Source organism: Pedobacter paludis (genome assembly GCF_003173575.1).
Taxonomy (GTDB): Bacteria; Bacteroidota; Bacteroidia; order Sphingobacteriales; family Sphingobacteriaceae; genus Pedobacter; species Pedobacter paludis.
This window is the reverse complement of the sequence record NZ_QGNY01000004.1, coordinates 209,020-233,947: the sequence shown is the minus strand read 5'-3', so window position 1 is coordinate 233,947 and position 24,928 is coordinate 209,020. Positions and strand designations below refer to the sequence as shown.

At 36.8% G+C, this 24,928-nt stretch carries 22 protein-coding genes; 10 read left to right on the top strand and 12 right to left on the bottom strand.

What is annotated here, in order from left to right:
- Window positions 1-38: 38 nt before the first annotated feature.
- From DF947_RS12305 to DF947_RS12295, 3 genes are all read left to right on the top strand, one after another.
- Window positions 39-1,394 (top strand): Gfo/Idh/MocA family protein, encoded by a 1,356-nt coding sequence (locus tag DF947_RS12305; protein WP_109930201.1) that lies wholly within the window; start codon window positions 39-41, stop codon window positions 1,392-1,394.
- 98 nt (window positions 1,395-1,492) lie between these two features.
- Window positions 1,493-2,857, top strand: a complete 1,365-nt coding sequence (locus DF947_RS12300) for a 3-keto-disaccharide hydrolase (RefSeq protein ID WP_109930199.1) — start codon at window positions 1,493-1,495, stop codon at window positions 2,855-2,857.
- Window positions 2,858-4,051: a Gfo/Idh/MocA family protein gene (locus DF947_RS12295; protein WP_109930197.1), complete on the top strand. Its 1,194-nt coding sequence runs from the start codon at window positions 2,858-2,860 to the stop codon at window positions 4,049-4,051. It abuts the gene before it with no gap.
- Between the two features lie 179 nt (window positions 4,052-4,230).
- On the opposite strand, the gene DF947_RS12290 is transcribed toward DF947_RS12295, so the two are convergent.
- The gene (locus tag DF947_RS12290; protein ID WP_109930195.1) at window positions 4,231-4,689 is read right to left on the bottom strand and encodes a type I restriction enzyme HsdR N-terminal domain-containing protein; all 459 of its coding nucleotides are present in this window, start codon (window positions 4,687-4,689) and stop codon (window positions 4,231-4,233) included.
- A gap of 126 nt (window positions 4,690-4,815) precedes the next feature.
- Here DF947_RS12290 and holA point away from each other — a divergent pair, with 126 nt between their 5' ends.
- The 5 genes from holA (at window position 4,816) to DF947_RS12265 (ending at window position 10,163) form a co-directional block, all read left to right on the top strand.
- Window positions 4,816-5,838, top strand: a complete 1,023-nt coding sequence (gene holA / locus DF947_RS12285; RefSeq protein WP_109930194.1) for a DNA polymerase III subunit delta — start codon at window positions 4,816-4,818, stop codon at window positions 5,836-5,838.
- 106 nt (window positions 5,839-5,944) lie between these two features.
- Complete coding sequence (locus DF947_RS12280; RefSeq protein ID WP_109930192.1) at window positions 5,945-6,310, top strand: VOC family protein; 366 nt, start codon at window positions 5,945-5,947, stop codon at window positions 6,308-6,310.
- 111 nt (window positions 6,311-6,421) lie between these two features.
- The gene (locus DF947_RS12275) at window positions 6,422-8,989 is read left to right on the top strand and encodes a zinc-dependent metalloprotease (RefSeq protein ID WP_109930190.1); all 2,568 of its coding nucleotides are present in this window, start codon (window positions 6,422-6,424) and stop codon (window positions 8,987-8,989) included.
- A 116-nt stretch (window positions 8,990-9,105) separates the two neighbouring features.
- Window positions 9,106-9,510, top strand: a complete 405-nt coding sequence (locus DF947_RS12270; protein ID WP_109930188.1) for an EVE domain-containing protein — start codon at window positions 9,106-9,108, stop codon at window positions 9,508-9,510.
- Window positions 9,511-9,590: 80 nt separating this feature from the next.
- On the top strand, window positions 9,591-10,163 hold the full coding sequence (locus DF947_RS12265; RefSeq protein ID WP_109930187.1) for a hypothetical protein: 573 nt from the start codon (window positions 9,591-9,593) through the stop codon (window positions 10,161-10,163).
- Here the strand turns inward: DF947_RS12265 and DF947_RS12260 are convergent.
- From DF947_RS12260 to mdh, 10 genes are all read right to left on the bottom strand, one after another.
- The gene (locus DF947_RS12260) at window positions 10,153-11,343 is read right to left on the bottom strand and encodes a cation:proton antiporter (protein ID WP_109930185.1); all 1,191 of its coding nucleotides are present in this window, start codon (window positions 11,341-11,343) and stop codon (window positions 10,153-10,155) included. The genes DF947_RS12265 and DF947_RS12260 overlap by 11 nt on opposite strands.
- A gap of 68 nt (window positions 11,344-11,411) precedes the next feature.
- The gene (locus tag DF947_RS12255) at window positions 11,412-11,933 is read right to left on the bottom strand and encodes an acyl-CoA thioesterase (RefSeq protein WP_109930183.1); all 522 of its coding nucleotides are present in this window, start codon (window positions 11,931-11,933) and stop codon (window positions 11,412-11,414) included.
- A gap of 292 nt (window positions 11,934-12,225) precedes the next feature.
- The gene (locus DF947_RS12250; RefSeq protein ID WP_109930181.1) at window positions 12,226-13,152 is read right to left on the bottom strand and encodes a bestrophin family protein; all 927 of its coding nucleotides are present in this window, start codon (window positions 13,150-13,152) and stop codon (window positions 12,226-12,228) included.
- A 24-nt stretch (window positions 13,153-13,176) separates the two neighbouring features.
- Window positions 13,177-13,674 carry a hypothetical protein gene (locus tag DF947_RS12245; RefSeq protein WP_109930179.1) on the bottom strand — a complete coding sequence of 166 codons (498 nt, stop codon included), beginning with the start codon at window positions 13,672-13,674 and terminating at the stop codon, window positions 13,177-13,179.
- A gap of 338 nt (window positions 13,675-14,012) precedes the next feature.
- Complete coding sequence (locus tag DF947_RS12240; protein ID WP_109930177.1) at window positions 14,013-15,365, bottom strand: sensor histidine kinase; 1,353 nt, start codon at window positions 15,363-15,365, stop codon at window positions 14,013-14,015.
- On the bottom strand, window positions 15,365-16,042 hold the full coding sequence (locus DF947_RS12235; RefSeq protein ID WP_109930175.1) for a response regulator transcription factor: 678 nt from the start codon (window positions 16,040-16,042) through the stop codon (window positions 15,365-15,367). Before DF947_RS12235 ends, DF947_RS12240 begins: the two co-directional genes overlap by 1 nt.
- 177 nt (window positions 16,043-16,219) lie before the next feature.
- Complete coding sequence (locus tag DF947_RS12230) at window positions 16,220-16,756, bottom strand: SRPBCC family protein (protein ID WP_109930174.1); 537 nt, start codon at window positions 16,754-16,756, stop codon at window positions 16,220-16,222.
- Between the two features lie 61 nt (window positions 16,757-16,817).
- The gene (locus tag DF947_RS12225; RefSeq protein WP_109930172.1) at window positions 16,818-17,213 is read right to left on the bottom strand and encodes a group III truncated hemoglobin; all 396 of its coding nucleotides are present in this window, start codon (window positions 17,211-17,213) and stop codon (window positions 16,818-16,820) included.
- Between the two features lie 80 nt (window positions 17,214-17,293).
- Window positions 17,294-17,719: an aspartyl protease family protein gene (locus DF947_RS12220; protein WP_109930170.1), complete on the bottom strand. Its 426-nt coding sequence runs from the start codon at window positions 17,717-17,719 to the stop codon at window positions 17,294-17,296.
- A gap of 245 nt (window positions 17,720-17,964) precedes the next feature.
- Window positions 17,965-18,903 carry a malate dehydrogenase gene (gene mdh, locus DF947_RS12210; RefSeq protein WP_109930167.1) on the bottom strand — a complete coding sequence of 313 codons (939 nt, stop codon included), beginning with the start codon at window positions 18,901-18,903 and terminating at the stop codon, window positions 17,965-17,967.
- Between the two features lie 149 nt (window positions 18,904-19,052).
- Here mdh and DF947_RS12205 point away from each other — a divergent pair, with 149 nt between their 5' ends.
- Window positions 19,053-19,505: a lipocalin family protein gene (locus tag DF947_RS12205; protein WP_109930165.1), complete on the top strand. Its 453-nt coding sequence runs from the start codon at window positions 19,053-19,055 to the stop codon at window positions 19,503-19,505.
- A 179-nt stretch (window positions 19,506-19,684) separates the two neighbouring features.
- Here DF947_RS12205 and DF947_RS12200 read toward each other — a convergent pair whose 3' ends face one another.
- Window positions 19,685-20,149, bottom strand: coding sequence for a hypothetical protein (locus tag DF947_RS12200; protein ID WP_146202909.1), 465 nt, complete (start codon window positions 20,147-20,149; stop codon window positions 19,685-19,687).
- A gap of 262 nt (window positions 20,150-20,411) precedes the next feature.
- Here DF947_RS12200 and dnaE point away from each other — a divergent pair, with 262 nt between their 5' ends.
- The gene (gene dnaE, locus DF947_RS12195; RefSeq protein ID WP_109930161.1) at window positions 20,412-24,845 is read left to right on the top strand and encodes a DNA polymerase III subunit alpha; all 4,434 of its coding nucleotides are present in this window, start codon (window positions 20,412-20,414) and stop codon (window positions 24,843-24,845) included.
- The last annotated feature ends 83 nt before the right edge of the window (window positions 24,846-24,928 follow it).

Genomic DNA, 24,928 nt, shown 5'->3' with positions numbered 1-24,928 from the left:
TATGCGCCTTTCTAACCTAATCTAAACCTATTTATTCTATGGAAAATTCCAGAAGAAAATTTATAAAGCAATCGGCAATATTTACAGCGGCAACCTATGTTGGTACTATGGGCATGAGCGCCAAAAGTTATGGCAGAATTATCGGTGCTAACGATCGGGTGCGTGTTGGGGTAGTTGGTTTTTCCGATCGTTTTAAAGACACATTGTTGCCTTGTTTCCTAAATCACAATAAAGAATTGAACTTTGATGTGCTTGGCCTTTCTGATTTATGGAGTTACCGTAGAAACTTGGGTATTGCACATTTAAAGGAAAAATTTGGTCATGATATTAAATCCTGCAGAAATAATGAAGAACTCTATGCCACCAAAGATTTAGATGCCGTTATTATTAGTACAGCAGATTTTCAACATGCTTTACATTTAATTGAAGCCGTTAAGGGTGGTTGTGATGCTTATGTTGAAAAGCCTTTCGCAGAAACTATGGATGATGCAAAAGCAGCACTTAAAGCCGTTAAGGCAAGTGATAGAATTGTTCAGATTGGTTCGCAACGTAGAAGTGGAGAGAACTATCAAAATGCAGCCAAGTATATTCAAGAAGGAAAATTTGAGCCAATTACAGCGGTAGATTTGGTTTGGAATGTAAACCAGCCAGGCCGTTGGCGTAGACCAGAATTAGTAGCTAAATTAAAAGAAGAAGATATAGATTGGAAACGTTTCTTATTAAACCGCCCTTTCGAAAATTTCGATCCAAGAAAATATTTAGAGTACAGATTATTCTGGCCATACTCTTCAGGGATGCCGGGACAATGGATGTCGCATCAAATAGATACCGTACATTGGTTTACCAATTTAAAACATCCACGCAGTGTAGTTGCCAACGGTGGAATTTATACCTGGAAAGATGGCCGCAGAAACTGGGATTCCATGGTTGCGGTTTTTGATTATGGTCAGCCAAATATTGAAGATGGATTTCAGGTTACCTTTACTTCAAGAATGCAAAATAGCGTTGGCGATGTTGGCGAAGTTTATTATTCAAATGGAGGAGAGTTAAATCTGATAACCAATAAAGTATCTCCTAAAGGAGGATTGAGACAGCAAGAAGCTTCTGCGATGGGTATGAAAGCTAATCTTTTACCTGAATTCGATTTAAGTAAAACAGAAATAAAAGCTGCAACAGGTGCAAACATGGGTGGCGATCCTTTAACTTCTGGCCACATGAGAAATTGGATGGAATGTGTTAGAAGTCGCAAAACCCCCAATGCTCCGGTAGAAGCAGGTTATTCGCATTCTATCGCAAATATCATGACGAATGCAGCGGTAAGAACTGGCGCAAAATCAATTTTTGATGAAAACAAGCAAGAAGTAATAGCAAACGGAAAAGTTTTTAAGTATTAAATTATACACCACCTAAGAAACCTTAGAAAACCTAAGCAATCATACTAAAGTGATCTAAGGTTTCTTAGGTGGTGATTTTTAGAATCAATAAATCAACCATGTTAAAAATAAAAATATACTGCATTTTAGCGCTTTCCTTAATCGGTTTATCAACTTTTGCCCAAAAAGCTAAACCATTATTTGACGGTAAAACCTTAGCCGGCTGGAAAGCTGTAGCAGGCGCTGCACCTTATAAAGTTGAAGACGGCGCAATTGTTGGAACTATGACAAAAGGTACACCAAATTCATTCTTGATTACTGAAAAGGAATATGGAGACTTTGTACTCGAATTGGATGTAAAACTAGAAGGAGAAACCACCAATTCTGGCATTCAGACCAGAAGCCACATTAAACCAGAAGGCAACAATGGAAAAGGTTTGGTCTTTGGAAGACAAATCGAAATTGATCCAACAGCAAGAGCTTGGACAGGCGGTGTTTATGATGAAGCCAGAAGATTATGGCTGTATCCTTTAGAGTTAAATCCTTCGGCCAAATCGTTATATAAAAAAAATGAGTTTAACCATTATAAAATTGAATGTATTGGGAACGAAACTAAAACTTGGGTAAACGGAACGCCGGTTGCTTATGTAATCGATACTTTAGATCAATCGGGCTTTATTGGTTTGCAGGTTCATGGAATCGGCAACGAACTGGGCAATGATGGCAAAAAGGTCTATTTCAAAAACATCAATATCCAAACCGAGGGATTAAAATCAAAAACATTCCCAAAGGGAATTTATACGGTTAATTTGACACCGAATTCCTTATCTGCCTACGAAAAATCGGAAGGTTACAAATTGCTTTTCGATGGTAAAAGTAATGCCGGTTGGATTGGTGCTTACAAAACTGCTTTTCCTGCAAAAGGCTGGAAAATTGCAGATGGGATAATTAGTGTAGAACCTTCTGGTGGTGCAGAATCTACAAATGGAGGTGATATTGTAACCAAAGAAGAATTTGCAGCCTTTGATATGTCTTTTGAGTTTAAACTTACACCTGGCGCAAATAGCGGCGTAAAATACTTTGTAACCCTGAGCGAAAATAATTCTGGTTCTGCAATAGGTTTAGAATATCAGGTTTTAGACGATGTTTTACATCCCGATGCGAAATTGGGTAGAGATGGAAACCGTACTCTGGCATCGCTTTACGATTTAATGACAGCTAAAAAAGAGCCTCGTTATCTTCGCCCAATTGGAACTTGGAACAACGCCCGTTTAATTGTTTATCCAAATAATAAGGTTGAACATTACTTAAACGGCGTGAAGGTTTTAGAATACGTTCGTGGTTCTGAAGAGTTTAAAAAGCTGGTTGCAATTAGTAAATATAAAGATTGGAAAAATTTCGGTGAAGCACCAAAAGGCCACATTCTACTACAGGATCATGGAAATAAAGTGGATTTTAGAACCATTAAAATCAAAACATTATAAATGCATCGTCGTTCGTTTGTTAAAAAGTCAGCTTTGCTAAGTTCCGGTTTATTGGTTGGTCATCAGGTTTTAGCTGATTTATATGCTGATGAAGTTATAAATGTTGCGATGATCGGATGCGGTGATCGTGGCAAAGGTGTTCTTTCGGTTATTAAATTCATGCCGGCCAAGTTTAATATTAAGGCTTATTGCGATCTACTGGATTTTAGGCTTAAGGAAACTGAAAAGTATGTTCCAACGGATGCAAAGGCAGTAAAGGATTATCATCAGATTTTAAATGATAAAACAATAGATGCTGTTTTTATTGCAACGCCACTAAGCGAACACTTTCACATTGCCAAAGATGCTGTTTTAGCCGGAAAGCACGTTTATCTGGAAAAAACCATGACTTATAATATTGCTCAGGCTTTAGAGTTGAAAAAGATAGTGAAGCAACGACCGAAGCAGATTTTTCAGGTTGGTTATCAATATCGCTACTCGCCACTTTATTTCAAGGTTAAGGACATGATTCAAAGTGGCTATTTGGGTAAAGTTTCTCAAATAGATTGTCGCTGGGATAGAAACGGAAACTGGCGCAGAGCAGTTCCTGATCCATCGTTAGAAAGAAAAATCAATTGGCGGATGTATAAAGAATATTCTGGCGGATTGGCGGCCGAACTCTTATCTCATCAAATTGATTTTATTAATTGGGCGTTCGAAACTCAGCCCAATGAAATCATGGGTTGTGGTGGAATTGATATTTTTAAAGATGGTCGCGAAACCTATGACAACATTCAGGCCGTACTTCGATATAACGAGAAAGGCATGATTGGCAATTTCGGGGCAACCTGCGGTAATGCACATGATGGCTATCTTTTCAAAATTAAAGGTACAAAAGGATCAGTTTCACTCTTAACCAATACAGGTCTTTTCTATCCGGAAGAAAGTACAAAAAAGGATTTGGGCATTGTTGATGGCGTAAGTGGAGCAACAAAAATTGTTGTCAATAAAGATGGTGGAATCCCAATTTTGGATAAACCCACCATGGATGGAACAAATTATGCTTTAGAAGAATTTTATAAATCGGTAATAACCAAAAAGGAACCCGCTTCTAATATCAATACGGGTACACAAGCTGCCATTTGCGTAGCCATGTGTAATGAAGCCATTTATTCTGGCAATAAGCAAGTTTGGAAGAAAGAATATAGTGTTTAGAGTATCATCAAGAGTTTTGATAGCTTTTTTCTACAACGCTAGGAAAGTTGTCAAAGCTAAATTAAGACTTATATATTTCTCATTTCGACTGAAGCGAAGTGAAACAGAGAAATCTTTGAACTATTTTATTCGATCTACAAAGATTTCTCCACTTTGGTTGAAATGACGACGGATTCAAATTACAAATCCAAATAATCTGGCATTTCTTCAACAAAAACGAAATTTCCTTTTTCCAGATCCATTTTAGCAAAAACATGCTGTAAACCATTGGTAAGGGCAATCCACTTGGCTTGATGAATAGAATTATATCTGGAAGCCTGCTCGAAAACAGATTGCGTAATTCTGACTTTTGGAGCTTTGCATTCGATTAGCATTAATTTTTCGCCTGCAGCATTGTAAACCAAAATATCGCTTCTTTTTTGCAGTTGATTTAAAACCAAACCACCCTCAATTTGAATAAGCGTTTTAGGGAATTTCTTACTGGCAATAAGATCTTGAATAAAATGCTGACGAACCCATTCTTCTGGAGTTAATACCAAATGTTTTTTCCTAAGCTCATCGAAAATGAAAACTACATCATCCCTTTGGGTAATTTTAAATGGATAGGGCGGAAGATTGAGTGGAGTTGGTTTGAACATCTTAAATGGGCAGTTTTCAGTCAACAATTCAGCAATAAAACAGTGTAGCAATTATTAACAGCCAAAGTTAATATTGTTTATAAACATTTGCTTAAATCCTAAAAGCTAAATTGTAATTTTACGGCAATGACTGCTGCCGAAATTATTAAAGATATTAAAGCCCGAAAGTTTAAACCTGTGTATTTGTTGCATGGCGAAGAATCTTTTTATATCGATCAAGTAACCGATTATATTGAAGACAAATTATTGAGTGATGCTGAAAAGGGCTTTAATCAAACCGTTCTTTACGGAAAAGATACGGATATGGCTACGGTTTTGGGTGCTGCTAAGCGATACCCGATGATGTCTGATTATCAGGTTGTCATTGTAAAAGAAGCACAGGATTTAAAATGGGCAAAAGAAGAAGGAAATAGTAAAGAGGCAGAATTTGTATTAAACTATTTTGAGAAACCTTTGCCAAGCACAATTTTGGTTTTGGCTTACAAATATGCAAACTTCGATAAACGCAAAAAGATTTATAAAGCAATAAGCAAAAGCGGTTTAATTTTTCAGTCAGATCCTGTTCGTGATTATAAGTTGGTGCCATGGATTGAAGATTTTGTTAAAGAAAAAGGTTATAAAATCGAGCAGCAGGCTTCGGCTTTAATGGCTGAATATTTAGGAACCGATCTATCTAAAATTTCGAACGAGATCGAAAAGCTGATGTTGAACATTCCGAAGGATGTGGTTATCAATACAGATCTGGTTCAAAAAAATATAGGTATAAGTAAAGAATATAATGTTTTTGAACTTCAAAAAGCACTTGCCATTCGCGATGTTTTAAAGTGCAATAAAATAATCAACTATTTCGCGAGCAATCCGAAAGCTAACCCAACGGTAATGGTTTTGGCAAATTTAGGCGGTTATTTCACAAAGATTTTAAGATACCATTATCTGCCTAATAAAGCTGAGGCTGCATCGGCACTTGGAATCCCGCCTTTTTTTGTAAAGGATTATGAAGTAGCGGCCAGAAATTATAATACCGGAAAAGTTTTTCAAGTAATGAGCTTATTGCGAGAGTATGACCTAAAAAGCAAAGGCTTAGACAGTACTGGAAATGTAGAGGATGGAGAACTTTTAAAAGAGCTGGTTTTTAAGATGATACATTAAAGATGGTTAATTGGTTAAGCGTTAAATTGTTTAACTGTCAATTATCCTATTTAAACATCTTTTGCTAACAATTAACCGAGTACTCAATTTAAACATTTAATCAACCATGTTACAAGGATTAAGAACCATAGTTTATTACGTAGGCGATTTAGAAGCTGCAAAAGAATGGTATAAAAAAGTTTTTGAAATCGAGCCATATTTTGATGAACCTTATTACGTTGGCTACAATGTTGGTGGTTTCGAATTGGGTTTAAATCCTGATGATTCTGGCTTTAGTAACGGTAATCATTCTATCACCTATTGGGGTGTTAAGGATATTAAGGAAACTTTTACCCGTTTAGAAAACTTGGAAGTCGAGATTCATGAAGTACCTAACAATGTTGGTGGGCCAATTTGGGTTGGCAGCATCTTCGATCCTTTTGGAAACGTAATCGGATTAATCGAAAACCCTGAGTTTATTCTGCCAGATTAATTCCCTGATTTATTAGGAATTTTTGCTTTGTAACTATAAAGTTATTGCATAAATCGTAACGTAAGATCGCCACTATCATATATTTACGCTTTATAAATCACCTAATTTATTATGAATAAAAAATTACTCACCATTTTAGTGGCTGTTTCTGCCATTTCCTTTGCTCAGGCACAGGTAAGGCAAGGAGGAACTGCGCCAACTGACTCAACACGAAGAGCGCCCGGCGCTGCTTTGGGCTCAGGAGTTAGAGCACAACCAAAACCTTATGATCAGGTAATCACAAACAAAGCATCAACCAGAAAAGGAATGATCACTACGCATAAAATCGAAGATAAGTTTTTCTTCGAAATTGCGGATACAACCCTTGGAAGAGATATTTTGGTGGTAAGCCGGATTTCTAAATCTGGATCTGATGTTCGAGATGCGCAAGGTTATGCTGGCGATCAAATTGGCAGTGCCGTAATTCGGTTTGAAAAAGGGCCAAACAATCGCATTTTCATGCGCAAAATAAGTTATAAAACTTATGGTCCTGATAGTACAACCTCAATGTACCAATCTCTAAAAAATTCGAATATCCAGGCAATTGCCGCATCATTTAATATTGCAGCTTACACGCCAGATAAAAAGGGAAGCGTAATCGATATTACCGATTATTTAAACAGCGATAATGATATCTTTTACTTCAGCTCTCCAATGGCTAAAACCCGTTTTAGATTGGGTGCACAACAAGCCGATAGAAGTTATATTGTAAGCTTAAGAAGTTTTCCAACCAACGTAGAAATCAATACAGTAAAAACCTATTCTCAAACCGCTGCGCCATCGCCATTCGGTGCCGCTGCACCAGGTTTGGGCGGTGGTGGAGCTTCAGGTTCTTCAACCATTGAACTAAATACTTCTCTTGTTATTTTGCCTAAAGTGCCAATGAAGGCTCGTTATTTCGATCCAAGAGTAGGTTACTTTGCAGTTGGTTATACCGATTTTGATCTTAACCCACAAGGTGTTAAAGAGATAGAATTAATTAAGCGCTGGAAACTAGAGCCAAAACCTCAGGATTTAGCCAAATACAAACGTGGCGAATTGGTAGAACCAATTAAACCGATTGTTTTTTACATTGATCCGGCAACTCCAAAAAAATGGATTCCTTATTTAAAAGCAGGTGTAAACGATTGGGCTAAAGCGTTTGAAAAAGCTGGTTTTAAAAATGCAATTATGGCGAAAGAAGCACCAACTTACGCTCAGGATTCTACTTGGAGCATTGATGATGCCCGTCATTCGGCCATAGTTTACAAACCATCCGAAATTGCTAATGCCAGCGGACCAAGTATTTCTGATCCAAGAAGTGGTGAAATTATGGAAAGCCACATCAATTGGTTTCATAATGTTCAAAAATTGGTTCACGATTGGTATATGATTCAAACTGCTGCGGTAGATCCAAGAGCACGCAAAATGACCTTTAGCGATGAATTAATGGGCGATTTAATTCGTTTTGTTTCTTCTCACGAAGTTGGCCATACCTTAGGTTTGCGCCACAATTATGGTTCGAGTTCTACCGTTCCTGTAGAAAATTTACGCGATAAGAAGTGGGTAGAAGCAAACGGCCATACACCATCGATTATGGATTATGCCCGTTTCAACTACGTAGCACAACCAGAAGATAACATTTCTTCAAAAGGTTTATATCCACGCATTGGCGATTATGATAAATGGGCAATAGAATGGGGTTATAAATATTTTCCAGATACAAAAACACCTGCCGCAGATGTTCCAGTGTTAAATAAAATGGTCATAGAATCTGCTAAAAACCGTAGATTATGGTTTGGAACTGAAACGAACGCAGATGATCCGCATTCGCAAAATGAAGATTTATCGGATAATGCAATGGTAGCAAGTACTTATGGTATCAAGAACTTAAAAGTTATTTTAGCTAACCTTCCAACTTGGACAAAAGAGCCTGCAGATGGTTACGATAACCTATCCAATATGTATGGCCAGTTAACCGCTCAATTCGGTCGATACATGGGCCATGTTGCAAAAAACATCGGCGGTGTGTATGAAAACCCTAAAACGGTAGAGCAAGCCGGCGAAGTTTACGAACGTACACCGGCATCAACCCAAAAAGAAGCTATGACATTTCTAGATGTACAGCTTTTTAAAACACCAATGTGGTTAATTAATAAACCGATTTTGGATAATATTGATGCTGATGGATTGGAAGTTGTAGGTAGATTACAAAATATAACCATTAGTAGATTGTTATCTACAAGCACTTTAACCAAACTTATTTCGGCCGAAGCGGCAGATGGTGCATCAGCATACAAAATTACTGATCTGTTCTCTGATTTAAATGCTTCTATTTTTACTGAACTAAAATCAAATCAAGCAATTGATGTGTATAGAAGAAATCTTCAGAAATCTTATGTAGATAAACTAATCTCCATTCTGAAACCTGCTCCGGCATCATCTGCTACTGTAGTTTTTAGCGGTGGTAGAGGAGGAGCAACTTTGCAACCAAGCATCACAGTGGCGCAAAGTGATGTGCTTTCTGTAGTGAAAGGACAATTGAAAGAACTTGATGCAACGATTGAAACCAGTGCAAATGCTGCCATAGGTTTAAGCAAATATCATTTACAGGATCTTTCCGATCGTATAGAATCTGCTTTGGATAACAAAAAAGATTAACCGTAAATACTTAAAATGTAAAGCGCTCCAAAATTGGGGCGCTTTTTTTATTTTAATCCCAATTCATTTTATAAATCAAGGCTTAATCGTAAATTCGAAGCCTAAAATCGATACAAATGAATCACTGGTTAGTCAAGTCAGAACCTTTTAAGTACAGCTGGGAAAAATTTAATATAGATGGTCGTACCTTTTGGGATGGCGTTCGTAATTATCAGGCAAGGAATAACCTAAAAGCAATGAAAGAGGGCGATTTGGTTCTTTTTTACCATAGTAACGAAGGTAAAAATGTTGTCGGAATTGCTAAAGTTGTAAAAGAGTTTTATCAGGATCCAACAACAGACGATACCAATTGGGTAGTTGTTGACCTTTCTCCGGTAGAAACCTTGAAAACCCCTGTGTCCTTAGAGCAAATCAAAGCAGAAGAAAGCTTGGCCGATATTTCTTTGGTTCGTCAAGGTCGTTTATCTGTAATGCCGTTAAAAGCCGAAGAATTTGATAAGATTTTAGAAATGGGGAGCTAATCAATTAATAATTTTCAATTGGTAGTTTAATTTGGCTTAATTGTTGTGAATTTCAATAAATTAACTTCTCATTTTACGCCATGAAACTTTTTTTTCTTGTTTTAATTTTTGCTCTATCTGTTGGCTTTTCGCAAGCACAAACTGTAAAACCTTACATCACCAAAATAAAAACCAAAGATGGTGTAATTCGTGGTCTTTTGTACAAGGTAGATTCTGCAAGTGTGATTATTCTCGCTGATCATAATTTTTCAACGGTTGATATTAGTGAAATAAAATCGATTAAAATTAGAACACCCAAAAAGCCATATGAAATTGTTCAATTCGTAAAATATGATCCCTGGAGTGAAGATAATTTTGAAAAAAGGACCGATGGTTTAAAAGTACGCAAGTGGGGTGAAAAAGATCCAACGCTAGGCGAAGAAATCGGTGGGCATTTTTATGGAACTTTGTTCAATGTCATTGGAAATATTTTTGCGGCACCAATTCACTCCATTAATCCAAGTATTGCCAATTATAAAATAAATGGCAGCTTACAGAAATTTGCTGAGCAAAAAGCCGAGCTTAATTATTTCTCGGTTTATTATCAATCCAATCTGAATATAGTAGCAGAAACGAATAAGATTAAGGCAATCTCTGCCGGCTTTAAGCCGTAGCAGTTTCTTCTCTTTTGTTTTTGCTCAGGGTTATACCTAAAGTCATAACAATACTTGTACCCAGTACAACCAAAAATAAAAAGGATGTGCCAACTTCGGGTATTTTAAGTGCTTTTGGCAAGTTATAATACAGTAAAATACTGATCAGACCGCGTGGTGCAATATACGCTATGGGTACAATCGATCCCTTTTTAAAGACCTTTAAGAAGAAAAACCGAACAGCAAAAATGGTCAGCAGGATGAAAAAGCCATTTGCTAGAACCGGTTTGTCGTTCAATTCGCTAATGTCCATCGTGAAGCCAAAAATTACAAAGAAAAAAGTTCGTAGTATAAAGGCGCTTTCTGCCGATAACTGATACAGCTGGGATAAATCGGCTGCAAGGTTTTTATATAGAAAAACTCCTCTAAACCAGGCATTTTGAATGGTATCTACATTATTCAAGAATAATCCTGTACTCAAAATTAAAACCAAAGAAGATAGGTGATACGATTGCCCAATGGCATACACAAGAATCAATATCGAAATAATAAGGAAGAATTTAATGTGGTGAACCAACTTACCCATAATGTACAAAAGCACCACACATGCAATTGCAGAAAGTAAAATAATTAGGAAAGTGCTTAACCCCAAACCAATAAATGCAGATGTGGTAAGCGAATGATTGGTTATCGCAAAATTGAAAAGTATAATGCCGAGAATATCGGAGAATGACGATTCGTATATTACAAATTCCCGACCCTGTTTATCTAATGCAGCGGCGGTTGGTATGGCAATTGCCGAACTGATTACACTAAACGGGATCGCATTTGCAATACAAGTGTATAAATCCTTATGGGTAATTTGGTAAATAATCAATGTAATTATCGTTACCGTGGCCAATAAAATGGTTAGGGCAGAGAAAAACGCACCTTTAATAATTTTGTTTTTTTCTTTATCATATTTAAGCTCCAGTGATCCTTCAAAAACAATTAAAATTAAACCAACTGTGCCTAAAGTTGGTAAAATCGATAAGAAATTAAAGGTTTGGATTTTTAGGTAATCGATCAGAAACTTAAGACCTATGCCAAGTAAAAGCAACAACAAAACCGAAGGTACTTTGGTTTTACTAGCCACTAAATCAAACAGATAGGAGAAAATTACTAATCCGCTTAAAATGATAAGAATGGTATATGTTGTCATATTTCAGCGTATTGTTTATCGCTAAAATAACATAATCATCCTAAGGAAAAGGGAAATAATTGTAAAAATTATGCTTTAAAGAAAAGTGCTTTTAGTTCATTTGCATCATCTGGATGCATTTTTCCGCCCAATACCAAACGCAACTGTCTGCGTCTTAATGCACCATCGAAAAGTTCAAATTCTTCAGGCGTTTCAGGTGTAAGTTCGGGCACGGGAATAGTACGTGCACTTTGGTCAACCGCAACAAAAGTATAATAAGCTTCGTTACTCTTTTGGCGGGCACCACTTGGAATGTTTTCTGCCCAAACATCAAGACGAACCTCTACTGATGTATTAAAGGCACGGGTAACTTTAGCTTCAATTGTAATTACATCGCCCAGTTTAATGGGGTGTTTAAAAGAAACATTATCTACAGAAGCCGTCACAACAATACGATTGCAATGTTTTTGTGCCGAAATTGCCGCTGCAATATCCATCCAGTGCAACAAACGGCCACCCATTAAATTATTAAGTGTATTGGTATCGTTTGGTAATACCAATTCGTTCATTATCGTAAAACTTTCTCTAGCAAATTTCTTTTTAAGGCTCATAATCGAGCGCAAAAGTAAGCAAATTGTGGGTTAAAATGGCATAAACAGACGGCGAAGTTTTGTTGGGTTAGGGATGGGGAAACTTCGCCAGTTTTTTGAAATTCCCTATTAGACTGACGAAGTTCTGCAACGCTCTTTCCTAAAAACTTCGTAAGTCGGTTAACTTGCGAAGTTTTGTTGGATAACAGGCAGGGAAGCTACGCCAGTTTTAAAACAGGTCATTATAATTTAGATTTGACAACTTTAATAGCCAGTAGGAAATAAAGTTGTCAAATCTTAAAAGTCAAAAAATTTACAAAATGTAATACGAGCCAACGGGTGCCAGTTCTGTTTGAGGTTTATCCTCATACAATTTATTATCATCCAACATTTGGCAAAGATCACATTCTATATTTCTACAGATTGTTGTGGTCGGTGTATCTGTCGGTTTGTTCTCAAATGGATCTTGAAGATGAACCGCCATTTTCTCAACCAATAAGAAAAATGTAGCAATGGCAACAACCAAAGGAACTTCCATGTAGCCAAAATATTCAATCAGCCCGAATGGCAACAGAACAATAAATAAGTGAATCGACATGTTAATGTATTTACTATAGGTAACCGGAAAAATTGTGTTTTTAATCCTTTGCGATCCACCCATGTGGTTACAAAGTGCGGTTAAAGTTTTGTCAATCTCTATTTGCTGGTATTGGTTAATCCATCCTTCATTTAATGCTTTCCTCAAATCCATTGCATGAAGCTCTAGTATGGAAACCGTAACATTACGATGCCTCTTAATAAATAACATATCTTCTTCGGTTAAGTATCGCTCCAATCCTTTATAAGGGCTAAAGCCTCTTAACGATTGGCTTAACGAATAGCACCAGGCAATTTGGCGTTTTACAAATTTCGATTTAAAACTTTCAATTTCCTCTGAACCATAGGTGTTTTCAATTAGGTACAATATCTGGCGGGAGAGGGTTCTTGAATCATTAACTATGGAACCCCAGATAATTCTTGCCTCCCACCATCTATCGTATGCCTGGTTAGAACGAAATGCCAATAAAAGAGATATAATTGTTCCCAATAAAGCTGGAACAGCCACCGGAATTGAGATCCTAGTGACGTGAAAGTTTTGGTATAGAACTACAATGCCTAGCGAATAGGCTATAACAAAAAGAAGTTCTTTCTTTATCTTACCAAAGATGTAAGTGAGCGGAATATTATTTCGTAACAGCATAATATAAAGTGTTTTCGTGTTTAATTAGATATTTGCGTTTTGCAATTGAATTTCATGAATTCTAGTTTCAATCAGATTTTCTGGTGTGTGTACAACGTTGGTATCCAGTTGAATAACCTCACATCCGGCACGTTCTGTTAAATACTTTGGATCGATACTGTATTTATTAATCGGATTGAAATTGTAGTTTTTTGGATAAGCAATACATTCTACATCAAAAGCCTCGATAAAATTTTTGAAAGCGGAAACCGTACTTCCGTAAAAATATTCTATCCCTATGCTATTTACATTTTCAGAATATTGAACTTTATATTCATTTAGTTTTTGATAAAATGCATCACTTACATTTTCGTAATCGCGGCTTCTTCTGCTCAGCATCAACATATCTGTAATAGAATCTGATAATTTAAAGGCATGCAGAAAAATGATGTTTAAAGTTTCGTTAGATTGATCTTTAACTAATGCATCAATAATTTTTGTGCTTTCTAAGTTAAAGTCAGTTGGAATTAGTATCGTTTTCATAGGTATTTCTTATTTAAATATTTTAATTAATAAATTATTTATACAAGTTTACCCTGAGGTTATTACAGCGAAATAAGAACGAGATTAAAATGAGATTAGAATTTCGGGAAAGTTCACCAGTTAATTAGTCATTTGTATATGGGTAACCCAAAAGCCACAGTAGATAATAACCAAAAACCAATAAACAAACAACCATTGACTAATGAACAATGACCAATGAGCAATTGACCAATGAACAATGATCAATGACCAATTGACCAATGACCAATGAACAATGATCAATGACCAATTGACCAATGAACAACGACCAATTGACTAATGAACCAATGACTATTGAACTAAATACTTATAGGAAGAATAACCTTTATTTCAGTACCCACGCCTTCTTGAGATTTAATACCAATACTGCCACGATGTAAGCGAATGATATTTAATGATAGTGGCAAACCTACGCCATAGCCTTTAAATTCGTTTGTATTTGAGGCCCTAAAAAATGGTTCGAAGATGTGCTGAATATCGCTTTGTGGAATTCCGATACCCTTATCGCTAACGGTAATGGAGAGAATATTTGCCTTACTTTCTAAGTTAATGCCAACTGGATGGTTATTGGAATATTTACAAGCATTGCTTACAATATTGGTGATGGCAAGTTTAATTAAATTCTTGTTCACCTTTAAGGTAAGCTGTTCTTCATCTTCTGGTAAGGTGCTAAAATCAATTTCGATTAAGCTATCGGGATGCACTTGATTAACCGAATGTTTAATTTCCCAAAGCAATTCATCCATCCTAACTTCTTCCCGAGGCTGGTTTTTCCCATTAAAGCCAGATTGTGCTAAACCTAATAAACTGGTAAGGATATGCTCTAATCTTTCTGATTCATCTTTGATTTTAGAAAGTGCCAAATGCTGTTTTTCAGCATCATCCTTTGCCTTCATGGCCAATTCTACTTCACCACTGATGATGGTTAATGGCGTTCTTAATTCATGCGAAGCATTGCTGATGAAGTTATTCTGCGTTTCGAAAGCTGTTTCCAATCGGTTAAGCATGTTGTTAAACGTTTGAGCCAGCTCCGACATTTCATCACTTCCCTTTTTAACATCCAACCTTAAATGGAGATTTTCTGCCTTAATTTTCTTTACGCTTTTGATAATGTTTCTTAATGGTACCAACATGTAATTTGAAAACTTCCAGCCAACTACGAAAGACAGAATTACCGAAAGGAAAAAACCAATTATGAGAATTCTCTGCAGATCTTTTAACTCTCTAAAACCAAAAGGATCATTGGCCGAAACAATTACAACATACCCTTTTTGCGAATTTTTAAAAAATTTTCCGGCATAGAAATGATTATCTACACGGTATCTAGCCATGAAACCTGCATTTATTCTATTGTAAAAACTTTTAGGAAGTTCGCGATCTACATGGATCTGTGTTTTTCCGGCCTCAATAATAAATTCCTTTTCTGATGGTAATCGCTCTAAATACTGATTCCGCATTTTAGCGTAAGCCTCATTGTTTCCATCTTTGTAAAGTCTAATTTGGGCGGCGATATTTACCCGGGCTTCCAAACGTTTATAAAAATCTTCAAAGGCAAAGTCGTTAGCAAAATACCAAACAAAGCCACTTAACAATGAAATGATTATGGCAGATAAAATGGCAAACAATAAGGTTATTTTTTTGGCAATCTGCATTACTTTTCTTTTAAAACGTAACCTAGTCCAACAGCTGTATGAATGAGTTTTTGATCAGAATTCTTGTCAATCTTTTTACGAAGATAATTTACATAAACATCAACCACATTGGTGCCGAGGTTAAAATCAATATCCCAAACGTTTTCCAAAATATCTATTCTTGATAATATTTTCGATTTGTTTTTGGCCATATATTCCAATAAACGATATTCTGTGGCGGTAAGTACAATATCATTGTTGTTTCTTTTCACACTTTTAGCCGTAATATTAATCTGCAAATCAGCAATGTTTATAATTTGATCATTTGTTACAATGCCACTATATCGCCTTAATAATGTTCTTATTCTAGCAAAAAGTTCTGCAAACTTGAATGGTTTTATTAAGTAGTCATCTGCGCCGTTATCCAGTCCGTTAACCACATTTTCTGTAGTTCCGAGAGCTGTGAGCATAATGATTGGCGTGTTTGGTTTTTCATTTTTGATGATTTTGCAAAGCTCTAAACCATTAATTCCGGGAAGCATAATGTCTAGGATAATTAAATCGAAGTGATTGTTTTTAGCCATCTGTTCACCAATTAAACCGTCGGGTGCAATGCTAACTTTAAAGCCTTCCTCTGTTAATCCTCTTGAAATTACAGAAACCACATTCGGTTCGTCTTCTACAAGTAATAAATTCATCTATTGGCAAATAATCTAAAAGTTGGCGAATTACAAAATTTCGGATTGTACTAATTTGAAATTTATGCTTTTTTAACGCAAAGTAGACAAATTGTTCGAAAACCTTGAAATTGAGCTAAAAAGAAAGCCTCATGAAAATACTTTCAAGAGGCTTATTGTTTACTTGAAATACCGATTTTAATTAACTTTTTCTGATTTTTCCTTTAAATATTGAAGACCGTTTTCGAAATCCTTACCTATCATTTTATCCATCGCCAAAAAGCCAAACCACTTGCTAAAAGCACTAGTGTTTTCACCACTCATGGTCCAGATAACTTTATTTCCATCACCCGATTTTTCGATATCAAATCGAGTATCAGCCAGACTTTCCATTGGCTTTAAAAATTTAAGTTCAATATCTACCATTTTGTTTGGTTCAACCTTAACAATTTTCATGTACCCAGATCCAGTTTCCTTTCCTTCCCATTCGTATAAATGATCTGGCTGTTCTACCGTGCCGCTTATTTTTGTTTTAGCGGATGGTTCCATTTTCGCCCACGGATTCCATTTATAAAATTCGTTAAAATCGGCGATGTTTTTGTAAATGGTGCTGTCAGGAGCTTTTATTACAGTATTTCTGGATACGGTGTAGGTTTTGGGAAGAAACAAACTTCCTCCGAAGAAAATTATCGCCAAAACGATAATAATCCCAATTAAGATTCTTAGAAATTTCATATTTGATTTGTTTGGTTGTTTAAATTTATAAAGAAAGCAACGCAAATCAAAAGAATATTTTTTAAACGATTTTAATCTTTGATGGATTACTGTTAATCTTAAAATGCATTAAATCTGCTATGGATTGCGCCTTTTGTTTAATTGTAGTGGCATTTTCTCCTTCAAATAATGCATCAACGGTTTCAAAAAAAATCCTTTTCCAGGTATCAAATTCTTCTTCTCTTAAAGATGCCTTATTGTTTATTGCAAAATGAGTAAGCATGGGATTGCCTTTGTAAATAGCTTTTCCAAGCAAAATACTTTCCCAAAAATCGTACATTTTAGGTAAGTGGTGATTCCAATCTACTTTAACAACATCGGTAAATATTGGTCCAATGGCAAGATTTTTCTGAACTTTAGTATAAAAAGAGTCGACCAGGATAATGATATCCGCTCTATTTTTAATATCCGCTTTCATTGCAATTGAATTTGGTTTTTATCATCGTGCAAGGATTTAATTAAGCCTCAAAAAAAATTCTAACCGTTATCGTTGAACATTTATTTTGAAAATATAAGTTCCATTGTATGATAATTAATTAAGGCTTTAAACTTCATTAAAATATCGCCCCCAATAATGCCCATAATTGGAGGATGACCAAATTGCTGATAAGTTTCGCTAACCGATTGGAGATCAAAAGCTACGGTTTCGTAATTTTTTATTTTGAGCTTCCCGATTTTGAGCTCAGGAATAGTTGCCTGAATGGTTGTTGTTGTGGTAAAAAGTGTTGCTGCATTAATTTCATCAGAAACTTGCAGGGTTTCAGAAAGGTGACTTTCTATCAGGCCTTTGTCAAACACACTTCTCGATGCTCCTGTATCTAAAACAGCCAAATGTTTCTGCTTAAAAACAACAATTTCCACCAAAAGATGGAAACCGTCGTCTTGTAAATTAATAAGTTTTAGTGGAATTGTAATAACTGTCATTTAATGATTTTTACCAGCTAAGACATCTTTGGGCGTCTGAGTTGGGTGTTGATAATAGTCTGCTTCCGTGCTTTTACCGCTCTCTATCAGCGTTTTTGCTTTTGTAGCGCTCATCCTTCTCCTTAAAAGGGGATATAGCTTACGGTTTAGATATATAGGTTCAAACCACAACCTTGATTTCCCTCTCCTTGGGAGAGGGATGCACAATAGTAGCCTTGCCATAACCTCTCAAAGGGTGAGGTCTTTTAAACCAATTTCATTTCAGCCAATACGCTATTCATATTTCTAACTGCATCTGCACTTTTGTTAAATGCATTTTGCTCATCTTCAGTTAGTTTAAAATCGATAATTTTTTCCCAGCCACCGCGACCAATAATTACCGGAACACCCAAACAAATATCTTCTTGCCCGTATTCTCCTTCTAAAGAAACACAGCAGGTAAATAATTTTTTCTCATCGCGTAATATGGCTTCGACTAAAGCCGCACCTGCGGAACCTGGGGCATACCAGGCAGAAGTTCCGATTAATCCGGTTAGGGTAGCGCCACCAACCATAGTATCTGCCGCAACCTTATCCAAAGTAGCTTTGTCTAACAAATTGCTCACTGGCAAACTTTGATAAGTAGCCAAACGGGTTAAAGGAATCATGGTAGTATCGCCATGGCCACCAATTACAAAGCCTTGTAAATCGTTCGGATTGCAATCTAAAGCCTGTGACAAATAGAATTTAAAGCGTGAGCTGTCTAAAGTTCCACCCATGCCAATGATGCGGTTTTTAGGTAATCCAAGAGATTTCAGCGCCAAATAAGTCATGGTATCCATCGGGTTGCTGATCACAATAATAATGGCCTCCGGAGAAAATTTTAAAATATTTTCGGCAACGCCTTTCACAATTCCAGCGTTGATGCCAATTAATTCTTCGCGGGTCATTCCCGGTTTACGAGGTAAGCCAGAAGTAATCACAACAACATCAGAACCAGCTGTTTTACTGTAATCGCCAGTAACGCCAGTAATTTTTGTATCGAAACCTAAAAGGGTTGCGGTTTGCATCATATCTATGGCTTTACCTTCGGCAAAACCTTCTTTAATATCCAACAGAACAAGTTCGTTCGCTAATTCTTTACGGGCAATATTATCTGCACAAGTTGCGCCAACTGCGCCTGCACCTACAACCGTTACTTTCATATATTTAAATTTTGGTTTGCTGTTGTTAATTATCAATCGAAGTTAAAAATAAATATAAGCTTAAAAAATGCTTTTCAAAACTTTATAATTTGATGATGGTTTAGTTAATAAGCGGAAGGCAGAAAGCTGAAGCTCAAAGCAATTACAATATGGAAAATAGACCGATTAGCAACATAGATTATAAGGCTTTTGAAGGCAAATGGTATTCATTGTATTCGATCCCAACCTTGATGGATAAGCATTGGAGACAAACTACGGAAACTTATACGCTGAAAGATGAAGATCATTTTGATGTGTTTACTACCTATCATAAAGAAGGAAAACCTGAGGAAAAATCGATTACTTCTAAACTCTTTTTTGATCCGGAAAAACCAGATGGCGATATGAAAGCGCAGTTTTTGTGGCCGTTTAAAATAGGTTATTGGATCATCGAATTGGCAGATGACTACAGTTATGTGGTGGTTGGTCACCCAGATGAAAAATATCTGTTTATTATGGCAAGGGAACCCAAAATGGAAGCTGATTTATTGGTCGATATTATTGAAAGATGCAGAGAAAAGGGATATGATGTGAGTGAATTGGTGAGTCAGGAACATTTTTAGTTTCTTTTTCCAAAAGTGGTTCCCGAAATTTTTGAAGGATTAAAAATCCAAAGATCAAAAGAGTTAAAAATCAGTTAATTAATACCGTCATTTCGAGCGGAGCCGAGAAATCTTTGTACCATTTCTCTGTGAGCAGGTATTTTTTCTCTATCGGTTGGTATCTCGTCGACCGAATAAAATTAGTCCTTTACAATTTCCCATTTTTCGAAAGTTGTTCTTAATCCAAGTTTTTTTTCTTCATCATAACTTGATAAACTCACAACGCCATCCTTAGCTTCCAAAATAATTTCAACAGGAGATTTTGTTCCGTCAGTTTGTAAAATGTAGCCTTTGTAATCAGCTTTACCAGAAGTTATTTTTTTATCAAATGTACATTCTACACTTTCAATTACGGTATCAAATGTTGCCTTACCATCGTTCAAGCTTTCGCTTTCTACAGTAATCAGTTTCATGCCTGGATTAAAAGTAATATTTGTTGAAGCCGTTACTTCCTCGCCACTTGGCGTAAGTAATTTATTTGTGCTGTATTTTATGGTTTGTTCACAAATTTCTGCATCTTTTGCCGGAGATTTAATGCTTGAAAAGCTGTTAAGGAGTAGAAAACTACCAAACAGGATAGAGTAATTTAGGGAATTCGTTTTCATAGAGGTTGATTTTAGATTTCCTAAAGTAATGAAATTATTTTTCTTCAAGGAAGTAAATATCAGCGCATAAAGATTGGACTTGATCTGCATTACAAATAGACATACGAATGTTTCGTTCCCCAACATGACAGAATTGTACACACGTTGCATTCAAATGAATTCTTGCTTTTTGTTGATAAAATCCTGACAACATCAACCAGCAAATTCCTTATTTTTGAAGAACCGTTTATAATCTGAAACGGCTAATTCTTTACATCAAACTATGTACTTAATTTTTGATACAGAAACCACGGGTTTGCCACGTAATTACAACGCACCAATTACCGATACCGATAATTGGCCACGCTGTATTCAAATTGCATGGCAACTGCACGATGAGATGGGACGGATGGTTGAACATCAAGATTATTTGGTTAAACCAGAAGGGTTTAATATTCCTTATGATGCAGAGCGCATTCATGGTATCTCTACCGAACTGGCTGACGAACAGGGAATCACACTTGCAGAGGTATTAGAGAAGTTTAATATCGCTCTATCAAAATCGAAATTTATTGTCGGACAAAATGTGGGTTTCGATGTAAATATTATGGGTTGCGAGTTCCATCGTTTTGGTATTGAAAACCGCATGGCGGAAATGCCCATTTTAGATACTTGTACCGAAATTACCGCAAGCTTATTAAAATTGCCCGGAGGTAGAGGTGGCAAATTTAAACTGCCAACCTTAACCGAATTGCATTCTTATTTGTTCGGCGTACCTTTTAACGAAGCACACAATGCAACCGCCGATGTGGAAGCAACCACACGCTGTTTCTTAGAGCTGATTAAAAAAGAAGTTTTTACAAAAGAAGAACTACTGGTTGATGTTGAATATTTTCCTCGTTTCAGGGAAATTAATCCAGCTTCGATTCCCAGTTTTGGTATTCAGCATATAAATTTAAAGGCGGCTTCGGATGAAATTCGTAAGCGCTTACAAAAATCAGAAGGCGAAGGGATTTCTAAACAAACGCTTACTGAAAATAAGCAAGAACTGGCTTCGGCTACCTTTGTTCATTTGCATAATCATACCCAGTTTTCTGTCCTTCAAAGTACCATTAGTATTCCCGATTTAATCAAAGCTGCAGCTGCACACAAAATGCCGGCCGTAGCCATGACAGATCATGCCAATATGATGGGCGCTTTTCATTTTGTGAGTCAGGTTTTAAATTATAACAAAACTGCCGAAGCCAAAAATGCCGCTGCAATTGAGGCCGGAGAAAGACCAACTGAAGTAATTATGACCCCAATTGTAGGGGTTGAATTTTTTGTATGTGATGATCATTTAAACAGAACTGCAAAAGACAATGGTTACCAAATGGTATTGTTGGCTAAAAATAAAAACGGCTACCATAATTTAGCCAAAATGTCATCAATTGCCTATACAAAGGGCTTTTATTATGTTCCAAGGATAGATCGAAAAGTAATCGAACAATATAAAGACGACATTATTGTGCTTTCTGGAAACCTTTCCGGTGAAATTTCGAATAAGCTTCTGAATATGGGCGAAACTCAGGCAGAAGAGGCTTTAATTTGGTGGAAAGCGCAATTTGGACAGGATTTTTATGTGGAAATTATGCGCCACAAGCAGGAAGATGAAGATCGTGTTAATGCATCTTTAATCGCCCTCGCGAAGAAGCATGAGGTTAAACTGATTGCTACAAACAATACCTATTACATCAATAAAAAAGATGCGAATGCCCACGATATTTTGCTTTGTGTAAAAGATGGCGAAAAACAGGCCACGCCAATCGGTCGTGGTCGTGGTTACCGTTATGGCTTGCCAAATCAGGAGTATTATTTTAAATCTCCTGATGAAATGAAAGCACTCTTTGCTGATTTGCCAGAAGCGATTTTAAATATTCAAGAGGTTGTAGATAAAATAGAAAGCTACAAACTTGCCCGTGAGGTTTTATTACCTAAATTCGATATTCCAGAGCAGTTTTTGGTTGCTGAAGATGAAGTTGACGGTGGTAAAAGAGGGGAAAATAAATTCTTACGTCACCTTACTTATGAGGGTGCAAAAATCAGATACGGGGTTTTAACGCCAGAAATTATCGATCGTTTAGATTTCGAATTGGCCACCATTGAAAAAACTGGTTATCCGGGTTATTTCTTAATTGTTCAGGATTTTATCGCCGAGGCAAGGCGGAGAGATGTTTCCGTAGGGCCTGGTCGTGGTTCTGCTGCAGGTTCGGTAGTTGCTTACTGTTTGTGGATTACCAACATTGATCCAATTAAATACGACCTCCTTTTTGAGCGTTTCTTAAATCCAGATCGTGTTTCCATGCCCGATATTGATATCGATTTTGATGATGAGGGTCGGGGCCGCGTGATGGAATACGTAATCAATAAGTATGGTTCCAGTCAGGTTGCGCAAATTATTACCTATGGAACAATGGCAGCGAAGTCTTCTATTCGTGACACAGCAAGGGTTTTGGATTTGCCACTTTTCGAAGCAGATAAAATTGCTAAGCTCATTCCGAATATGAAGCTTGCTAAAATCTTCAATCTGGATGAAAAGAGCTTAAAAGATGCGCTGCGGCCAGATGAATATGAGCGTGTACAGGAGTTGAAAGCCATGGGACTTTTAAAAGATCTGAGTGCCGAAACCATTCAGCAGGCTCAGGTTTTAGAAGGCTCTTTAAGAAATACAGGGATTCATGCCTGCGGTGTAATTATTACGCCGAGCGACATTACAAACTTTGTTCCCGTTGCTACCGCGAAGGATTCTGATTTATACGTTACCCAATTTGATAACTCTGTTGTAGAAAGTGCAGGCTTATTAAAAATGGACTTCTTGGGTCTGAAAACCCTTACGCTAATAAAGGATACGGTTAAATTGGTTAAGAAACGGCATAACGTTGTTATCGATCCAGATAATTTCCCAATTGATGATGTAGCAACTTACGAGCTTTTCCAGCGTGGAGAAACCATCGGGATTTTCCAGTATGAAAGTCCCGGTATGCAGAAATACATGAAAGAGTTGAAACCAACGGTTTTCGACGATTTAATTGCCATGAATGCTTTGTATCGACCAGGACCAATGGAGTATATTCCGAGTTTTGTTCGCCGTAAAAATGGAGAAGAAGAAATTAAGTACGATTTAGATGCCTGTGAGGAATATCTAAAAGAAACTTACGGAATTACGGTTTACCAAGAGCAGGTAATGCTTTTATCGCAAAAATTGGCTGGTTTTACCAAAGGTGAAGCCGATGTTTTGCGTAAGGCAATGGGTAAAAAGCAAAAGGATGTTCTGGATAAAATGAAGCCTAAGTTTGTTAAACAGGCAGCAGAAAAAGGACATGATGCAGCAACTTTAGAAAAAATATGGAAAGATTGGGAAGCTTTTGCATCTTACGCATTTAACAAATCGCACTCTACCTGTTATGCCTGGATTGCTTATCAAACGGCCTATTTAAAGGCACATTATCCGGCAGAATATATGGCTGCGGTACTTTCCAACAACATGAGCGATATTAAACAAGTAGCTTTCTTTATGGAAGAGTGTCGCCAAATGGGTGTAGTGGTTTTAGGTCCAGATGTTAACGAATCAGATTTAAAATTCTCTGTAAATGCCAAGGGCGAAGTCCGATTTGGTATGTCGGCCGTTAAAGGTGTGGGCGAAAAGGCGGTAGAAAGTATAATCGAAGAGCGATTAGAAAACGGACCATATGCAACGGTTTACGATTTCGCAAAGCGATCCAATACCCGTATTGTAAATAAAAAGGCTTACGAAAGTTTTGTGTACAGTGGGGCATTCGATGCTTTCGGAGGACACAGGGCACAATTTTTTTACATCGGGCCTAATGATAAGATGAATGGCATTGAAAAGATTATAAAGTATGCCAACGATTTTCAGAATAACGAAAGTACTTCTCAAGGATCGTTATTTGGAGGATCAAAAGCCGATTTAATTTTAGAACCTTCATTGCCAGTTTCTCCAGAATGGGCTTTAATGGATCGATTGAAATATGAAAAGGATGCAATCGGAATTTTTCTTTCGGGGCACCCTTTGGATAATTATAAATTAGAACTTGATAAGTTTTGTACACACGGCGTTAGGCAATTAAGCATTATCAACAAAGTGCGGATGGGCGATACCAATGAAGAAGTTTTGGCCGAATTTGAAAAACTCAAAAACAGAGAGCTTTGCGTGGGCGGATTGGTGGTAACGGCTTCTCAAAGAATTACCAAAACAGGTAAACCTTTCGGGACTTTTGTTTTCGAAGATTATGAAGACGCATCGGAAATGGCTTTGTTCGGAGAAGATTTTCTTAAATTTAAATCGTTCTTAACCGAAGGATATTTCTTGCAGATAAGGGGTAGAGTAGGGGAGCGCTTTGGTAAGGCTGGCGATTGGGAATTTAAAATCACGGCGATAAACTTAATGTCTGAGTTAAGAGATAAATTAGCAAAAAGTTTAACCATTCAAGTGCCAATTGAGCGGGTTAACGATGAGCTGATGAAAGAAATTGAGGCAATTTTAGCAGACAATAAGGCAAATTCTGAACAGCAAAACTGCCAACTTAACTTTGCAGTTTTTGATCGCGAGAAAGAGATTATGTTGGATTTGCCATCCAAAAATTTAAAAATCAATCCGAACAATAAGTTCTTAGAACAATTGCTTGGATTGAATGTTGTAAATTACAAGTTAAATTAGCAAAATCGTCATTGCGAGGCACGAAGCAATCTCTCTCGTTTATAAGATTGCTTCGTGCCTCGCAATGACGAATATGTAGATAC

Bases quoted from the DNA above. Each gene is read 5' to 3' on its own strand.
- DF947_RS12305 (WP_109930201.1), top strand. From the start codon at position 39: ATGGAAAATTCCAGAAGAAAATTTATAAAGCAATCGGCAATATTTACA.
- mdh (WP_109930167.1), bottom strand. From the start codon at position 18,903: ATGAAAGTAACGGTTGTAGGTGCAGGCGCAGTTGGCGCAACTTGTGCA.
- DF947_RS12280 (WP_109930192.1), top strand. From the start codon at position 5,945: ATGTTACAAGGATTAAGAACCATAGTTTATTACGTAGGCGATTTAGAA.
- DF947_RS12245 (WP_109930179.1), bottom strand. From the start codon at position 13,674: ATGAAAACGATACTAATTCCAACTGACTTTAACTTAGAAAGCACAAAA.
- dnaE (WP_109930161.1), top strand. From the start codon at position 20,412: ATGTACTTAATTTTTGATACAGAAACCACGGGTTTGCCACGTAATTAC.
- DF947_RS12295 (WP_109930197.1), top strand. From the start codon at position 2,858: ATGCATCGTCGTTCGTTTGTTAAAAAGTCAGCTTTGCTAAGTTCCGGT.
- DF947_RS12300 (WP_109930199.1), top strand. From the start codon at position 1,493: ATGTTAAAAATAAAAATATACTGCATTTTAGCGCTTTCCTTAATCGGT.
- DF947_RS12205 (WP_109930165.1), top strand. From the start codon at position 19,053: ATGGAAAATAGACCGATTAGCAACATAGATTATAAGGCTTTTGAAGGC.
- DF947_RS12230 (WP_109930174.1), bottom strand. From the start codon at position 16,756: ATGAAATTTCTAAGAATCTTAATTGGGATTATTATCGTTTTGGCGATA.
- DF947_RS12255 (WP_109930183.1), bottom strand. From the start codon at position 11,933: ATGAGCCTTAAAAAGAAATTTGCTAGAGAAAGTTTTACGATAATGAAC.
- DF947_RS12275 (WP_109930190.1), top strand. From the start codon at position 6,422: ATGAATAAAAAATTACTCACCATTTTAGTGGCTGTTTCTGCCATTTCC.
- DF947_RS12270 (WP_109930188.1), top strand. From the start codon at position 9,106: ATGAATCACTGGTTAGTCAAGTCAGAACCTTTTAAGTACAGCTGGGAA.
- DF947_RS12235 (WP_109930175.1), bottom strand. From the start codon at position 16,042: ATGAATTTATTACTTGTAGAAGACGAACCGAATGTGGTTTCTGTAATT.
- DF947_RS12240 (WP_109930177.1), bottom strand. From the start codon at position 15,365: ATGCAGATTGCCAAAAAAATAACCTTATTGTTTGCCATTTTATCTGCC.
- DF947_RS12200 (WP_146202909.1), bottom strand. From the start codon at position 20,149: ATGAAAACGAATTCCCTAAATTACTCTATCCTGTTTGGTAGTTTTCTA.
- DF947_RS12260 (WP_109930185.1), bottom strand. From the start codon at position 11,343: ATGACAACATATACCATTCTTATCATTTTAAGCGGATTAGTAATTTTC.
- holA (WP_109930194.1), top strand. From the start codon at position 4,816: ATGACTGCTGCCGAAATTATTAAAGATATTAAAGCCCGAAAGTTTAAA.
- DF947_RS12220 (WP_109930170.1), bottom strand. From the start codon at position 17,719: ATGACAGTTATTACAATTCCACTAAAACTTATTAATTTACAAGACGAC.
- DF947_RS12265 (WP_109930187.1), top strand. From the start codon at position 9,591: ATGAAACTTTTTTTTCTTGTTTTAATTTTTGCTCTATCTGTTGGCTTT.
- DF947_RS12290 (WP_109930195.1), bottom strand. From the start codon at position 4,689: ATGTTCAAACCAACTCCACTCAATCTTCCGCCCTATCCATTTAAAATT.
- DF947_RS12225 (WP_109930172.1), bottom strand. From the start codon at position 17,213: ATGAAAGCGGATATTAAAAATAGAGCGGATATCATTATCCTGGTCGAC.
- DF947_RS12250 (WP_109930181.1), bottom strand. From the start codon at position 13,152: ATGCTGTTACGAAATAATATTCCGCTCACTTACATCTTTGGTAAGATA.